The organism is Streptomyces sp. NPDC048461 (assembly GCF_055587105.1).
In genome coordinates this window covers 188,637-203,527 of sequence record NZ_JBVJGW010000009.1, presented here as the reverse complement: position 1 = coordinate 203,527, position 14,891 = coordinate 188,637, and the positions used below count along the sequence as shown (strand labels likewise).

Annotated in this window: 15 protein-coding genes; 2 read left to right on the top strand and 13 right to left on the bottom strand. The window is 75.8% G+C overall.

Features of this window, described 5'->3' with window-relative positions; genetic code table 11:
* Positions 1–35: 35 nt before the first annotated feature.
* On the bottom strand, positions 36–1,871 hold the full coding sequence (locus ACZ6S8_RS18150) for a S9 family peptidase (RefSeq protein ID WP_469456835.1): 1,836 nt from the start codon (positions 1,869–1,871) through the stop codon (positions 36–38).
* 128 nt (positions 1,872–1,999) lie between these two features.
* On the opposite strand from ACZ6S8_RS18150, the gene codA reads away from it, so the two are divergent.
* The gene (gene codA / locus ACZ6S8_RS18145; RefSeq protein ID WP_469456833.1) at positions 2,000–3,322 is read left to right on the top strand and encodes a cytosine deaminase; all 1,323 of its coding nucleotides are present in this window, start codon (positions 2,000–2,002) and stop codon (positions 3,320–3,322) included.
* A 48-nt stretch (positions 3,323–3,370) separates the two neighbouring features.
* On the top strand, positions 3,371–3,886 hold the full coding sequence (locus ACZ6S8_RS18140) for a DUF5956 family protein (RefSeq protein ID WP_469456832.1): 516 nt from the start codon (positions 3,371–3,373) through the stop codon (positions 3,884–3,886).
* Between the two features lie 20 nt (positions 3,887–3,906).
* Here ACZ6S8_RS18140 and ACZ6S8_RS18135 read toward each other — a convergent pair whose 3' ends face one another.
* The 12 genes from ACZ6S8_RS18135 to lxmA (ACZ6S8_RS18080) all read right to left on the bottom strand — a co-directional run bounded on the left by ACZ6S8_RS18135 (position 3,907) and on the right by lxmA (ACZ6S8_RS18080) (position 14,796).
* On the bottom strand, positions 3,907–4,653 hold the full coding sequence (locus tag ACZ6S8_RS18135) for an ABC transporter permease (protein ID WP_469456830.1): 747 nt from the start codon (positions 4,651–4,653) through the stop codon (positions 3,907–3,909).
* Positions 4,646–5,461, bottom strand: a complete 816-nt coding sequence (locus ACZ6S8_RS18130; protein ID WP_469456829.1) for an ABC transporter ATP-binding protein — start codon at positions 5,459–5,461, stop codon at positions 4,646–4,648. Before ACZ6S8_RS18130 ends, ACZ6S8_RS18135 begins: the two co-directional genes overlap by 8 nt.
* A 133-nt stretch (positions 5,462–5,594) precedes the next feature.
* Positions 5,595–6,623 (bottom strand): F420-dependent peptide dehydroalanine reductase LxmJ, encoded by a 1,029-nt coding sequence (lxmJ, locus tag ACZ6S8_RS18125; protein ID WP_469456996.1) that lies wholly within the window; start codon positions 6,621–6,623, stop codon positions 5,595–5,597.
* A complete protein-coding gene (locus ACZ6S8_RS18120) occupies positions 6,620–7,945 on the bottom strand; it encodes a M16 family metallopeptidase (RefSeq protein ID WP_469456828.1) in 1,326 nt (441 codons plus the stop codon). Before ACZ6S8_RS18120 ends, lxmJ begins: the two co-directional genes overlap by 4 nt.
* On the bottom strand, positions 7,942–9,318 hold the full coding sequence (locus ACZ6S8_RS18115; protein WP_469456826.1) for a M16 family metallopeptidase: 1,377 nt from the start codon (positions 9,316–9,318) through the stop codon (positions 7,942–7,944). The genes ACZ6S8_RS18120 and ACZ6S8_RS18115 overlap by 4 nt, the downstream gene beginning before the upstream one ends.
* Entirely contained in the window at positions 9,315–10,187 is an 873-nt protein-coding gene (locus ACZ6S8_RS18110; protein WP_469456824.1) for a class I SAM-dependent methyltransferase, read from the bottom strand. The genes ACZ6S8_RS18115 and ACZ6S8_RS18110 overlap by 4 nt, the downstream gene beginning before the upstream one ends.
* A gap of 1 nt (position 10,188) precedes the next feature.
* On the bottom strand, positions 10,189–11,202 hold the full coding sequence (locus ACZ6S8_RS18105; RefSeq protein ID WP_469456823.1) for a T3SS effector HopA1 family protein: 1,014 nt from the start codon (positions 11,200–11,202) through the stop codon (positions 10,189–10,191).
* Complete coding sequence (gene lxmK / locus ACZ6S8_RS18100; protein WP_469456821.1) at positions 11,199–12,344, bottom strand: class V lanthionine synthetase subunit LxmK; 1,146 nt, start codon at positions 12,342–12,344, stop codon at positions 11,199–11,201. Before lxmK ends, ACZ6S8_RS18105 begins: the two co-directional genes overlap by 4 nt.
* On the bottom strand, positions 12,341–13,294 hold the full coding sequence (locus tag ACZ6S8_RS18095) for a phosphotransferase family protein (protein WP_469456820.1): 954 nt from the start codon (positions 13,292–13,294) through the stop codon (positions 12,341–12,343). The genes lxmK and ACZ6S8_RS18095 overlap by 4 nt, the downstream gene beginning before the upstream one ends.
* Positions 13,291–13,965 (bottom strand): peptide terminal cysteine decarboxylase LxmD, encoded by a 675-nt coding sequence (gene lxmD, locus ACZ6S8_RS18090; RefSeq protein WP_469456818.1) that lies wholly within the window; start codon positions 13,963–13,965, stop codon positions 13,291–13,293. The genes ACZ6S8_RS18095 and lxmD overlap by 4 nt, the downstream gene beginning before the upstream one ends.
* A gap of 175 nt (positions 13,966–14,140) precedes the next feature.
* The gene (gene lxmA, locus ACZ6S8_RS18085; RefSeq protein ID WP_469456816.1) at positions 14,141–14,356 is read right to left on the bottom strand and encodes a lexapeptide family class V lantibiotic; all 216 of its coding nucleotides are present in this window, start codon (positions 14,354–14,356) and stop codon (positions 14,141–14,143) included.
* A gap of 224 nt (positions 14,357–14,580) precedes the next feature.
* Entirely contained in the window at positions 14,581–14,796 is a 216-nt protein-coding gene (lxmA, locus tag ACZ6S8_RS18080; RefSeq protein ID WP_469456816.1) for a lexapeptide family class V lantibiotic, read from the bottom strand.
* Between the last annotated feature and the right edge of the window lie 95 nt (positions 14,797–14,891).

Genomic DNA, 14,891 nt, shown 5'->3' with positions numbered 1-14,891 from the left:
ACCGGTTCCGTCTGCCGGGGCTCGGTTCGCCGGGGTCAGCGGGGGAGGTGCTTCAGGGCGAACTCCAGCTCCATCCGGACCTGCTTGATCCGCTCCTCCACGACCAGCGAGCCGTGGCCCGCGTCGAAGCGGTACACCTCGTGCTCCGCGCCGCGCGCCGCGAGCCGGTCGACGTAGTTGTCGATCTGCCGGATCGGGCAGCGCGGGTCGTTGACGCCCGCCGCGATGTACACGGGGGCCTTCACCGCGTCCACGTACGTCAGCGGCGAGGACGCCTCGAAGCGGTCCGGGACCTCCTCCGGGGTGCCGCCGAAGAGCGTGCGGTCCAGGGACTTCAGCGCCTCCATCTCGTCGTGGTACGCCGTCACGTAGTCGGCGACGGGCACGGCGGCCAGGCCCACGGCCCAGGCGTCCGGCCGGGTGCCGAGGCCCAGCAGCGTCAGGTACCCGCCCCAGGAGCCGCCCGAGAGCACCAGGCGCGCCGGGTCCGCGAGGCCGGACTCGACCGCCCACGCGCGGACCGCCTCGATGTCCTCCAGCTCGATCAGGCCGACGCGGTGCTTGAGGGCGTCGGTCCACTCGCGGCCGTAGCCGGTCGAGCCGCGGTAGTTGACGCGGACGACCGCGAAGCCGTGGTCGAGCCAGGCCGCCGGGGTCGCCAGGAAGGCGTCGCTGTCGTGCCAGGTCGGACCGCCGTGGATCTCGAAGATGGTCGGGAAGGGGCCGTCGCCGTGGCCGACGGGCCGCTGCGCCAGCGCGTGGATCCGTCCGCCGGGGCCCTCCACCCACACGTCCTCGACCGGCACCGAGCCCGGCGGCCGGAAGCCGGGCGGGTCCAGGACGACCCCGCCCGCGGTGGACCGCACGGAGGCGGGCTCGGCGGCCGAGGACCACTGGTACTCCACCGTGCCGTCGGGGCGCGCCGTCGCGCCGGACACGGTTCCGGCCGGGGTCTCCACCGCGACCAGGGACCGCTCGGCCAGGTCGTAGCGCCACAGTTCGCTGCGCGCCTCGAAGCTGTGCACGATCAGCAGCGCCGACCCGTCCGGGTACCACTCGGCGCTGACGTCGCCCGGCAGCTCGATGCCGAGTTCCGTCTCCGTGCCCGTGGACACGTCCCACACCATCGGCTCCCACCGGCCGCGCCGCTGGTGGCCGACGAGCAGCCGGGTGTCGCCGTCGACGGGAGCGAAGCCGAGGACGCCGAGGCCGAGGTCCTCGGTGCCGCCCTTGGAGTCGTCGAGTTCCGCGACCGCGGCGCCGTCGAGGGTGACCACGCGCAGCGCCGAGTGCATCGCGTCGCCGTGCTCGGTGTGCTCGATGACGAGCAGGGAGCCGTCGCGGGACAGGTCGCCCACTCCGGCGGACTCGCGGTGGCGGTAGACGACGGAGGGCGCGCTCCCGTCCGGCCGCACCACGTGGATGGTCGTGCCGTCCTCGTCGGTGGACCGGCCCACGACCGCCGTCCCGTCGCGCCCGATGGCCAGGCCCGCGGAGTACGAGGGCTCCAGCCCGGGCGTGGCCGGCTCGTCGGGGCCGCCCGCGAAGGGCTGGCGGACCCAGGTGCCGAACTCGTCGCCGTCGGTGTCGGAGAACCACCAGATCCACTCGCCGTCGGGGGAGAGCGTGCCGTCGGTGGTGCCGTTGGGGCGGTCCGTGGCCTGCCGCTGGGCGCCGGTGGCGCGGTCCCAGGCGTAGAGCTCGAAGGTGCCGGTCGCGTTCGAGACGAAGAGCGAGCGGTCCGGTGCGTCCTCGGCCCACTCGGGCAGACCGACGCGCGGCGCGCGGAACCGCTTCTCCCACTCGGGGACCCCGTCGGGGGCGGTGTCGGGGGTCTCGTCGTTGCCGGTCACATCGCTGTCGCTGGTCATGCCTCCCATTCTTGCCACACGCGGTCCCCGAACGGCGACCCCGCCGGACGGGCGCCGCCCGGAACCGGCCGCCCGCCGCTTCCCGCGGCCTCCCGCCGGGGCGCGGGCGGCGTGCGTACGCTGGCGGCATGCGGATGATCGTCCGGGGCGCCCGGCTGCTGCACACCGAAGGCCACGAGCGGGGACCGGGAGCCCTCTGGGACGTGGAGGTGGGCGAGGACGGCCGGATCGCCCGCGTCCTGCCGCACGACGACGCGAAGGAACCCCCGGCCACCGGCGTCCTGATCGAGGCCCACGGGTCCCTGCTCACCGCCCCCTTCGTCGAACCGCACATCCACCTCGACACCGCCCTGACCGCCGGCGAGCCGCGCCCCAACGCCTCCGGCACCCTGTGGGAGGGCATCGCCTGCTGGAGCGAGCGCAAGCGGACCCTGACCCGGGACGACGTCGTCGACCGGGCCACCGAGGTGCTGCGCTGGCAGGCGGCGCAGGGCGTGCTGCACGTGCGCACCCACTGCGACACCACCGACCCGGCCCTGACCGCGCTCGACGCCCTGCTCGAAGTGCGCGACCGGGTGCGTGACTTCATGACCCTGCAGATCGTGGCCTTCCCGCAGGAGGGCATCGTCTCCTTCCCGGACGGCGAGGCGCTGCTGCGCGAGGCGGTCCGGCGCGGTGCGGACGTCGTCGGCGCGATCCCGCACTTCGAGGACACCCGCGAGGACGGGATCGCCTCGCTGACCACGGCCTTCGCGCTCGCCGAGGAGCACGGGCTGCGCGTCGACGCGCACTGCGACGAGATCGACGACGAGCAGTCCCGCTTCGTGGAGGTGCTGGCCGCCCTGGCCCTGCGCTCGGGCCTGCGCGGACGCGCCACGGCCTCCCACACGACGGCGATGGGCTCCTACGGCGGCGCGTACAGCTTCAAACTCCAGCGCCTGCTGTCGCGTTCGGGGATCAACCTGGTCTCCAACCCCTTCGCCAACCTCAACCTACAGGGCCGCTTCGACGCCTATCCCAAGCGCCGCGGCCTCACCCAGGTCAAGGAGATGCTGGCGGCGGGGGTGAACGTGGCCTTCGGCCACGACGACGTGATGGACCCGTGGAACGCGCTCGGCACCGGCAACCCGCTCCAGACCGCCCTCGTCGGTGTGTACGCCGCCCAGCTCACGGGCACCGACGAGATCCCGGAGGCCTTCGCGATGGTGACGGACCGCGCCGCGCGCGTCCTGGGCCTCCCGGAGGCGGAGTACGGCATCGCGGAGGGCGCCGTGGCCTCCTTCGTCCTGCTCCCCGCGCCGACGCCGCTGGAGGCGGTCCGCCGGCAGGTCCGCCCCCGGTACGTCGTCGCGCACGGGCGCGTCCTCGCGGAGAACCCGCCCGCCCCGGCCCGCCTGTTCTGGCCGGGGGAGCCCGGGTCCGAGGTCGACTTCACCCGCCGCCCCCGCTGACGACGCGTCGGGCGGCGGTTCGGCGGCGGTGCGGCGTAGCCTGCCCGCATGTCGTGGGACGAGGACGGAACGCCGCACCCGCTCGCGCAGCGCCGCTCCGGCCGCAGCGAGCAGGAGCCGGACCGGCTGCCCGAGGTCCGCGAGCTGGAGGTGCTGGGCTGGGAGCGGGCCCCCGAGGGCGCGCGCTGGGCGTTCCTGCCGTACGTCTGGCCCGCACCGGCCCGTACCTGGGTCCCGGACCGGTCCACCCGCTGGGCGGTGGAGACCTCGCTCGACGGACACGGCCACGTCACCGCCGTCGCGTGCGCCCCGCTCGACGGCGCCGACCTGGCCGGCCTGGACCGCGAGGCCGACGAGGCGCTCGCCGCCCTCGGACTCCCGCCCCGGCCGCCGGGCCGGCTGTGGCTGCTGCGCCCCCTCGGCGGCCTCCCGACGCTCGGAGCGGTCCTGGCCCACCTCGACGCGGCGGCGACCGCCCGCGGACTGGACCCCCACGACGCCCCGGCGCTCCTCACCCTGACCCGCACGGAACTGACCGCTCTGGCCGCGCCCCCGCCCGCCTAGGCGGGCGGCGGGGGCGGCGGTCAGACGTCCCGGCGGGCGAAGAAGCGGTGGGCCAGGAGCGCCGTGCCGGCGCCCCAGGCGACCAGGAGCAGCAGCCCGTACGGGGCGTCCAGGGCGCTCGGGAAGGTGAGTTCGTCGCCGAGCACGCTCAGCTGCGCGCCGTCCGGGAGGAAGCGCCCCACCTCCGGGAACTGGCCCAGCACCATCAGCTGTCCGAAGGTGCCCCACACCACCAGGCCGAGCACCGCGACCAGCTGGCTCCGCACGACGAACCCGATCGCCGCGCCCCACGGCGCGGCCAGCGCGCAGACCGCGACCACGGCGGCCGCGATCACTCCTGAGCGCCCGTCCAGGACCGGCGAGGCGTCCTTGGCGGCGAACGCGGCGGCGCCGACCGCCAGTGAGCTCAGCACCGAGACGACCCCGAAGAGCGCCCCGGCCAAGCCCGCCACCAGCAGTTTCGCACCGACGACGGCGCCCCTGCCGGGGGCGTAGAGGACGCTGCGGCCGATCGAGCCGGACTTGAACTCGCCCGTGACCAGCAGCGCCCCGAAGAGGGTCGAGAAGAGCGTCGCCGAACCGGCGAGGGTCATCACCCGGTGGGAGGTCTCCAGGGCGGTGGCGGCGAGGTCGGCTTCGGCGTAGACGGCGCCGAGCTGGCCGAGCGCGCTCAGCGCCACCGCGGCCAGGAGCAGCCCGGGCAGGGCGGCGCCGGAACGTGCCTTGAGGGTCTCGGCGGCGAGCTGGTTCCGCATCGGGTTACGCACGGGAGGCCTCCCGGCCGGTGAGAAGGTCGTCGGCGGGCCGGTCGGCGGCGCCGCGCACCGGGCCGTCGGCCGCGCCTTCGACGAGTCCGAAGTACGCGTCCTCCAGGCGGCCGTCGCCGCGCCGCACCAGGTCCCGCAGGGAGCCGGTGAACAGCACCGAGCGGCGCAGCACGACGATGTCGTCCACGCTCTGCTCGACCTCGGAGAGCATGTGGCTCGCGATGAGCACGGTGCGGCCGCGGGCCGCGACCTGCTCGACGAGGCGGCGCATCCAGCGGATGCCGTCCGGGTCGAGTCCGTTCAACGGCTCGTCCAGGATGAGGAGTTCGGGGTCGGGGAGCAGAGCGACCGCCAGCGCGAGGCGCTGCCGCATGCCGGTGGAGCAGCTGCGCACGCGCTTGCGGGCGGCGACGCCCTCCAGGTCGACCTGTGCGAGCACCTCGTCGACGCGGGACGCGGGCAGGCCGAGCGAGCGGGCGGATATCTCCAGCTGCCGCCGTACGGTCAGGCGGGGCGGGAAGCCGAGGGCGTCCGCGACGACGCCGATCCGCCGGGCGCGCTCCGGCGCGGCGCCGGGCGCCTCCCCGAGGACGAGCGCGGTACCGCTGTCCGGGCGGGCGAGGCCCAGCAGGATCCGGAGCAGGGTGCTCTTGCCCGCGCCGTTGGGCCCGAGCAGACCGGTCACCTTGCCCGGCCTCAGCTCGAAGGTGACGTCCTCCAGCGCCTGGTGGGCGCCGAACCTCTTGCTGATGCCCGACAGGGCGACGCTGGCGCCGACTCCCCGGTCGGGGTGTTCCCTGCTGTTCACGAAACGGTTCTTCTTCCTGCTCGGACGGACGGACGGACGGAAGGACGGAGGTGGATGCGGAGGCGGATGCAGAAGCGGAACGCCTCCTCCGTACGTCCCAGCAAAGCAGCGGGCGGGGGCCCGACAGGGCTGCTCAGGCCGCAGCTTGCTGCCGCGGGCGGGGCAGGATCCTGTCGCAGGCGGCGAGGATCTCCTCCATGTCGGCGACGGCCGCCCGCACGCCCTCGGTCATCAGCACGCCCGACGGGTTGAGCATCACCTCGTCCACCCCCGCCCGGCGGTAGCCGTCGAGCGCCTCGGCGATCTCCTCCGGCGTGCCGGTGACGACGACCTGCCCGCGCAGCAGCGCGTCGGCCGTCCCCGCCGGATCGTGCGGGTCCACGGCGACGCCGGCCCGGCGCAGCATGTCGGCGTAGTGCGGTGCGCGCAGGTGGCTGCCGGCCGCGGCCAGGGCGAGGCGGCGGGGATCGCGGCCGGGGCGCGCGACGGCGACGTGCACGGCGGTGGCGATCCTCGGCCGGCCGGCGCGCCCCCCGGACGCCGCGCCCTCGTCGAGGGCGGGCCGGAGCGTTCCGGCGAGGTAGGACGGCGGGGTCATCCAGGTGATGGCCACGTCGGCGACCTCGCCGGCGGTACGGGCCATGCCCGGCCGCAGCACCCCGGCGCCGACCTCCACCGGGGCGTGGTCCAGCGGCATCAGGCCGCCGTGCATCTGGTGGTACGGGCCCTCGTGGGCGACCGTTCCGCCGTCGAGGAGGGCGCGCACGGAGGTGAGGTAGTCGCGGACGGCGGTGCGCGGGCTGGCGTACGGGCTGCCGGTGAGGCCCGACACGAAGTCCGGGTTGCCGATGCCGAAGCCCGCCACCACCGGCCGGCCGGTGATCAGGGCCAGGGACCGGGCCTGGAGCGCTGCCTCGTACGGGTGGCGCAGCGGCAGCAGCGTCACGCTCGTGCCGACCGGAACGGTGTGGCCCCTCCCCGCGAGGTGGGCCAGGACCTGGTGCGGCTCCGCCTTGAAGGACTGGCACAGCCACAGCCGGCGGGCGCCGCTGCGCCCCACCAGGGAGGCGAAGGGGGCGACGAGGTCGGGGTGGTCGGGCTGCAGGGGGTAGAGGACGGCCGGGAGCCGGGGGTCCGGGTCGGCGGGAGGCGTCGCGTTCACTGGGTCCACCGGTCGCTCTCTTCTCTCTCTTCGTCCGTGTCCGCGCAGGCGTCTGCGCCTGCGCCTGCTTCCGTGTCCGCGGGCGCCGCGTCGTCGTCGAGGGTCGCGACGAGCGCGCGGGCCGGGTCCAGGAACCGTGCGGCCGCGTCGGCGACCTGGTCGCCGGTCACGCCGCCGAGGGCGTCGCGGTACCCCGCCAGCCAGTCGAGGGGCAGCCCGGCGGCGGCGAAGCCGGCCAGCGCGCTCGCCTCCTCGGTACGGGTCGCGAGCGCGAAGCGGGTGAACCCGCCCGCATAGGCGCGCGCCCGGTCGAACTCCCTTGGACCGGGGCCGTGTTCGGCGAGGTCCCGCAGGCAGCCGGTGACCTCGGCGGCGACGCGGGCCGCCGTGCCGGGCGCCCCGGCGCACTCGATCTCCAGCCAGTCGCCCGCCCTGTTGCCGCGGATCTCCGCCGACACCGCGTACGCGAGCCCGTGCCGGTCCCGGACGCGCCGGTGCAGCAGCGAGGACGCGTATCCGCCGAGCACCAACTGGGCCAGGTGCAGCGGAGCGTGACCGGGGTCGGCGGCCGGCACGGCGGGGCCGGCCGTGAGGACCAGGGCCTGACCGGAGCCCGCGGGAACGTCCCCGCCGGGCACCGCGAGCCGGCCGGGGCGCGGGGTGCGGCGGGCGAACGGCGGCAGGACCAGCCCGGACGGGCCGCCCTCCCAGCCCGCCAGCCGCTCCCGGACCAGGCCGGTGACGGCGTCGGGCGTCCGGCCGGACAGCACCAGCAGCACCGAGCCCGCCGGTACGACGGCCCGGGCGTGCAGCGCGTACAGGTCGCCGGCCGTGGGCGCGCTCCGCGGGCCGGGCGGGTCGACGAGCGGGTGGCTGCCGAAGGCGCGGCCGAGCAGTGCCCGTCGCAGTCGCTGCCGGGGGCCCGGCGTGCGGGGAGCGGCTGCCGCGCGCGCCCGGAACAGGGCGAGTTCGGGCTCCCGGTAGGCCGGGCGGAGCAGCAGGTCGGCGAGGAGGTCCAGCGCGCCCGGCAGGCCGGCGGACAGCACGCTCGCCGCCATGACCAGCGACTCGGCGGTGACCACGCTGCTCAGCTCCGCACCCAGGTCCGCCGCCCGGTCGGCGACGTCCTGCCGGGTGCCGTCGCCCGCGGTGGTCCCGGTGCCGAGGCACCCGGCGAGGGCTTCCTGAGCGGCGCCGAGGTGCGGCGCGGTACGGGCGTACGGCAGGACCAGCCGCAGTTCCGCGAGCGGCGCGCCCGGGGCGTGGACGGCGAGGACGCGCAGGCCGTTGCCGAGGGTCGTGTCGGTGGTCGTGCGGTTCACCGGGTCTCTCCGAGTTCGGTCGCCGAGCAGGGTCCGGACAGCAGGGCGCGGGCGGCGGCGGCCACGTCCCGCGGCGTCACCCGGGACAGGTCGCCGGGGAGCGCGGCGAGGCCGCCGCTGCCGGGGAAGAGCAGCGCCGTACGCCCGTGGGTGACGGCGCGGGCGGTGAGGGAGTCGGCGGTGCGGTGGCAGGCGAGCAACAGGCCGTTGACGGCCCGCCGGTGGTCGTCGGCGCCGGCCGGCCGCGCGGCCGCCCCGCGCAGGACGTCCAGCCAGCCGTCGACCGCGTCGGCGGCGGACGCCCCGGGGGCGCGGGCCAGCAGGACGAGCGCGAGGTCGGGCGCGGCCGAGGAGAGCCACTGCCCGTGGTAGCCGCAGGTGATCCGGGCGGAGGCGAGACGGGGGTCGCGCCGGGTGAGGCGGGGCAGCAGACTGCGGCCGAGGTGTTCGGCCAGGACGACCCGGGCCAGGTAGGCGTCGCGGTCGGAGACCGGGTCGGGCAGGGGGTACCCGAGGGCGACGCCGCTTACGGGGGAGGACAGCGGCGCGGTCCGCACGGAGAACGCGCCGGCAGCCGCCGGGTCCGGGGCCGCAACTGCTCTGCCCGGGCCCGTGACCGCGGCGCCAGGGCCCGCAACTGCCGGCCCTGCGACCGTGACCGCCGTACCCGGAGCGGCAACCGCCGCGCCTGCGGTCGCGAGTGCCGTCCCCGTGGCGGAACGCAGCGGTGCGAAGAGCGCGTCCACGGAGGCCGCCACCCGGTCCGCGTCCACGTCCCCGACGACCGACAGGACCATCGCGTCCGGCCGGTAGTGGCGCCGGAAGAAGGCCGTCGCCTCGGCCGCGGTGACGCCGGACAGCTCCGCGGGCGTCCCGAAGCTGTCGCGGCTGCCGGGGTGGAGCGCCGCCAGCGCCGTCTCCCAGACCCGCCCGCCGGCCGCCGCCCCGCGTATCTCCTCGGTGATCGCGGCCGTCTCCGTACGGAGCACCGCATCGGTGGGGGCGAACTCCCTCAGCCGCCGCGCCTCCCACTCCAGGACGTCCGGCAGCATCCCGGCGGGCACGGTGGTGTGGAAGACGGTGTGGTCGCGGTGCGTCTCCGCGTTGCAGAAACCGCCCGCGCCCTCGACCCGGGCCACGTGGGAGTCCGCGCCGCCGTCCGCATCCGCGCCGCCGTCCGCGCCGTCTCCGTCGCCGCCGCGCGGGAACATCAGGTGCTCGACGAGGTGGGCCATGCCGTGCCGGCCCGCCGGATCGTCGTCGCCGCCCACCGCGACCGTCAGCGCGACCGAGACGAGGCCGCTCCCGTGCCCCGGCAGCGGTTCCACCGACAGCCCGAAGCCGTTCGGCAGCCGGTGGGCGTACGGGCTCATGCCAGCGGCCGGAAGACGGAGACGCACATCTTGCGGCTGTCACCGCCGTCGAACGGCTGCTCCTGCCAGCCGGAGTAGCGGCCGACCAGCTCCAGGCGGGCGATCGCCGCCAGCAGGTCCAGCTCGCTGGGCCACAGGTAGCGCATGACCGTGGAGGAGGACTTGGGCGCGGCGCCGTCCAGCAGCAGCGTGCTGTTCAGCAGCATGTTCTGCGACGCGGGGAGCACGTCGAGGGACTCGATCACCACACCGCGGGTGCCGACCGGGCGCGTCTTGAGGTCGCTCTTGCGCTGGACGTGGTAATCGCTCGGGTCGAACGTCTCGATCACCACGTGGCCGTCGGCTGCGGTGTGCCGCGCCACGGCGTGCATCAGGGCGATCTGCTCGTCGATCGCCATCGCGCAGCACAGGACGTTGAAGGGCGCCAGCACCACGTCGAAGGTCCGCCCCAGGTCGAGGCCGGCGAAGTCGCCGAGGATCGGCGTGATCCGCCCCTCCGGGTCCTTCTCGGCCAGGCGGGCGAGCATGCCCTCGGAGGTCTCCACCCCGTGGACCTCGAAGCCGTGATCGGCGAGGGGCACGGCCACGCGGCCGGTCCCGACGCCGAGTTCGAGGACGCTCGCGCCCGGCTTGGTCAGGGTCACCAGGTACTCGGCGATCTCGGAGCTGCCGGGGTAGATGTCGTCGTACACCTCGGCAAGGGCGTCGCTGTACGCCGTGGTGATGGCGGTACCGAGACCCGGCCCGCCGAGCGCACCGGGCGCGTCCGCAGCCTCCGCCACGTCTGCCTCGCCCGCCATGCCTGCCTCACCCGTCACGTCGGTCTCGCCCGTCACGTCGGTCTCGTCCCTCGTGGTCGTCTCGCTCATGTCAGTTCCCCTCCGTCGTGGAGATGTTGTTCTCGGGGTGCAGCGGGTCGATCCCCGCCGCCCGGAATTCCCGCGCGATGTGCTCCTCCAGCGGCCCCCGCGGTGAGCCCGGCCCCCAGCCCCCCGACGCCGACGCGTGGTCGACCAGGGCCGTGGCCAGGGCGAAGCTGCGGTGCTGGCCGAAGCTCATGCTGCTCTGGCCCGGTCGCGGGTCCCGCGGGTCCCACGCGGCCGCCACGCCCGGCGCGAGCTGCTCGGTGTACAGCGAGGTGTCGGCCCCGCGCCCGGGCAGGTCCCGGACCGCCTCGACCACGGCGCGCTCGGCCGGCCCGTGGGCGCCGTGCAGGTAGACGACGAGGCCGTCGCGGCGCGGGAAGTCGTCCGGGTCCGACAGGGCCTTCGCGTGGTACAGCGCACCGACCCGCTCCAGCGCCTTCAGCGCGGCCGCCCACAGCGCCGCCGCGCCGTCCCCGTCCAGGGCGTGCAGGAACAGCCTGCGGACGGCCCCGGTCGGGCGGGGCAGCGGGCGCGACCCGAGGACGTAGAAGAACCCGGGCGACAGCGCGGGCCGGGCGGCCTCCAGCGCCAGTTCGACGAGGTCCCCGGGCCGGGGCGGCTCGGCCCCCGCGTTCAGGAGCCGGTCGGCGGGCACCCGGGCGGTGATGTCGGGAAGCCGTACGACGAGCTGGTCGCCGGAGGGCCGGTGCAGCACCTCGACCAGCCGCCCCCGGGTGGGGGTGTACGCGTGCGGCACGCCCGCGGCCAGCCGCTCCTCCAGGTGCGGGTCGCGCAGGCTGCGCCGCGGCGCCCCGCCGGGGTCCCGGCGCTGTGCGCCGTTGCCCGCGTGGAACTCCTCGTACAGCGCGTTGGTCAGGCGCCCGCGCAGGTCCCGGCGGCTCTCCGCGCTGAGCTCGCGCCCGTCCACGGTGGCCCGCAGCGCGTCGCCCCGTACGGACACCAGGTCCAGGGCGGCCGCCAGCCGGGGGGCGAGAACCAGCGTGTCGGTGACGGTCATCGGGAGCTCCCGGAGGGCGGGTCGAGCCGCAGCGTGGCGACGGCACCGGACGGGTTGAGCAGCAGGACGCGCCCGATGCCGGCCGCCGCGCGGGCGACGGGGTTGAGGACGGCGTGGGCCTGGGCGGTGGCGATCAGCCGGTCGTACATGTGCCAGCCGGCGAAGCCGACGGCCCGCTCGGCCAGCTCCGGGTCGGGGGTGCGGCACGCGAGGTAGCCCTGCCAGAACGCGGCGATGCGGGGGATGTGCCGGCGCAGGCTGGCCGATCCGCGGTCGACGATCTCCTCGTGGTCCAGGTCGAAGCCCAGCACGGGCGCGCCGGGGTCGCCGGTCGGCGCGAACACGGAGTACGTCGCCTGGAAGAGCCACTCGCCGATGAAGGCGCCGACGTCGCGCGCCGGGTCGGCGATCCTGAACTCCTCCCAGTCGCACAGGTAGAGCGTGCCCTCGTGGTGGATGAACTGGTCGAAGCGCAGGTCGCAGTGGGCGGGGGTGTGCGGCGCGGACCGCTCCCGCTCGCGCAGCAGCCGCAGCGCGGCGTTGACCTCCGCGTCGTCCTGGACGAGCTTCCAGGCGGCGATCTGCGCCATGCTGCGCTCGTGGACCGCGCTCCAGGGGAACGCCTCCAGCCAGCCCAGCGGCGGCAGGGGGGCCTCGCCGGCGTCGATGTCGGCGCCCGCCGGGTCCAGCGCGTGCAGCGTGGCCACGGCACGGCCGGCCTCGCGGCACAGCGCCTCGTCGAAGTCGCCGTCCAGGGCGACTTCGGAACCGGAGCGGGCGCCGGCCAGCAGCCGGTAGGCGCTGAGGGCGGCTTCCGGGTGCGTGCCGAGGTGGGCGGGGGAGCGCAGCGGGGAGTCCGCGGGGAGCCGCCCCGCGAGGGCCTCGAAGGCCAGCGTGCGGTCGAGCTCGGGGCTGCTGCCGTCGGGGGCGCGGGCGACGGTCTTCACGAAGACCCGGTCGCCGCTCGTCGTCGTACCGGCCCAGTTGTCGTTGCGGCCGCCGAACGAGGTGAGTCCGTCGGCGACGAAGCCGCCGAGGCCGAGCCGGTCGAGCAGCTCCGTCACGTCGGGAGCGGTGTCCAGGTCGGTGGGCTGGTACCGGACCAGCGCGGGCTGCTGCCCGGCCGGGGTCGCTGTAGTCATGACACTCCCTGGGGGACCGCTCTGCGGCCCTCCTCGTCGATCAGTTCGGCGGTAAAGGCGATGTAGCCCAGGAGCTCGTCGTCCCACCCGCGGTAGGTGGCGAAGTCCTGCATGTGCGTGACGACGCGCAGAACGGCGGACCGTCCGACGAGCACCGGGTCCGGCCCGGGCCCGTAGGCGTCCAGCAGCACCCGCTGGAGGTCGGAGCAGTCGTGCGGCGGAGCCGCCCAGGCCAGCTCGACGAGCTCGCCCAGCAGCCAGCCCAGGTCCAGCTCGGGACGGCCGGCGGCCAGGTCCTCCCCGGTCAGCAGTGCCACCCGGCCGCCCCGCCCGAGGGGCGGGACCAGGGCGCCGACCGATGCCCAGCCGTGGACGAGGGACCGGGTCCCGGTGGTGGCGGGCCCCGTGGTGGCGGGCGCGGCGGCTTCGGCGGGCGCGGCCTGGTCGGCCCAGCCGAGCAGCCGCTCCAGCCGCTCCGGCCCCCAGGCCGCGAGGGTCCGGCGCCTCAGCTCACCGCTCCCGTCCGCCCAGGCCCGCAGCCGGGTCAGGCCGGGCGGGGGGCCGAGCGGGACGTCGTCCGGTACGGGTACGGCGTGCAGCGCCCGCAGCGAGCGGCCCGCCGAGGCGAGCGCGTGGGCCACGAGGGCCCGGGCCTGGGGCCGGAAGTCCCGCAGCCAGGCCGCGGCGGAGGCCGACCCGGAAACGCGGTGCAGCAGGCCGTCGCCGGCCCGCTCCGGAACGGCCAGCACGGCGGCGCCGCTCTCCGGGGGAAGGCCGGGCACCAGGTGGGCGGCGGGCGCGGTGAGCGGCCCCGGAACCTGCGGGCCGGGGCCCTGCCACCAGAGGAACCCGCCGTCGGGCGCCCGGTGGATCCGGGTGGCGGACAGGCCGGTCCCGTACGCGGCCACGAGGTCGAGGCCGTCGGCGTGCGCGAGGGCCGGGGAGGTCATGAGCCGGCACCCTTCGCGGCGGCGGCGGCGACAGCGCCGACACCATCGGCCTCGGCATCGGCATCGGCCTCGGCCTCGGCATCGTTCGCGGCCCGGGCGGCGACGGCCGCGGCGTGCGCGACGCAGAGGTCGTACAGCTCGTTGAGCGGCGCGGAGCCGCCGTCCTCCAGCTCCCCGGTGCTCGCGCTGACGGCGGGGATCGTCGGCGCGACGACCACGCCCGGCCGGGCCCGCAGCACGTCCAGGTGCCCCTGTACGACGGGGCTCCGGTGCGCGCCGGGCGGCAGCGAGGGGGCGACGCCCACCACGGCAGCGGTGGACTGGAGGGCGAGCATCAGGGGCGTGTCGGTGATGCCGAGGGCGTACCGGCCGACGAAGTGCAGGGTGGCGGGGTGCACGAGCACCAGGTCCGCCCAGCGCGCCAGTTCGACGTGGGGGACATCGACGCCGGAGAACGCGCTCCAGTCGTCGACGAAGACCTCCTTGCCGGACAGCACGGCGACCGCGTCCGCGGACACGAAGCGCAGCGCCGAGCGGGTCAGCGCGACCCGTACTTCCGTCTCGGGGAGCGCGCTTCTCAGCCAGTTGATCCAGAAGGGGAGGAAGGCCACCCCGAGCGCCCCGGTTCCCACGACGAGCACCCGCCTGAATCCGGTGTTCGGAACGTCCATGACTCCTCCTCTCGGGCGATTGCGGTGGTGCACGGGCGCGGAGCGACGCCGTGCCGGGGCCGGCCGGTGGCCGCGGACGTGGTGTGTCGCGGTCCGGCCGGTCCCCGTGGGTGGTGCGGTGGTGCTGCTCAGCTGCTGAGCGGAGGGTCGATCAGGAGGTGATCGGGGGAGGTGATCAGCACTTCTTCTCGACGGTCTTCGCGGCGAGCGAGCCGAGTGCGGCGGCGCAGGCCTGCGAGGAGCGGGCGGAGATGATGCCGGCCTGGATGGCCCACGGGATGGTGGGGCTGAAGGCCGGGCCGGCGGCCTGGCCGTCGTGCAGGCCGAGCTCCTCCGCGGAGGTGTAGGCGGTGTAGCCGTCGAACAGGTCCTTCTCGCTGACGTTCTGCATGGGGTTTCCCTACTTAGCTGGTCGAACGCGGTACGCCGGCCCGGCCCGGTCGGCCGGAGGCGCGGTGCGGCACGGGCGGGGGCGGGTGCCCAGCCGTCCGTGCCGGGGCCGGCCGGTGGCCGCGGACGTGGTGCGTCGCGGTCCGGCCGGTCCCCGTGGGTGGTGCGGTGGTGCTGCTCAGCTGCTGAGCGGAGGGTCGATCAGGAGGTGATCGGGGGAGGTGATCAGCACTTCTTCTCGACGGTCTTCGCGGCGAGCGAGCCGAGGGCGGCGGCGCAGGCCTGCGAGGAGCGGGCGGAGATGATGCCGGCCTGGATGGCCCACGGGATGGTGGGGCTGAAGGCCGGGCCGGCGGCCTGGCCGTCGTGCAGGCCGAGCTCCTCCGCGGAGGTGTAGGCGGTGTAGCCGTCGAACAGGTCCTTCTCGCTGACGTTCTGCATGGAAAGGCTCCTCCAACAGGGGCGGATAGGGGATTCCGGTGGCCGTCACGGCGACCGGTGTCCGCTGGGGACAGACCGATACTGACCCGCCGCCG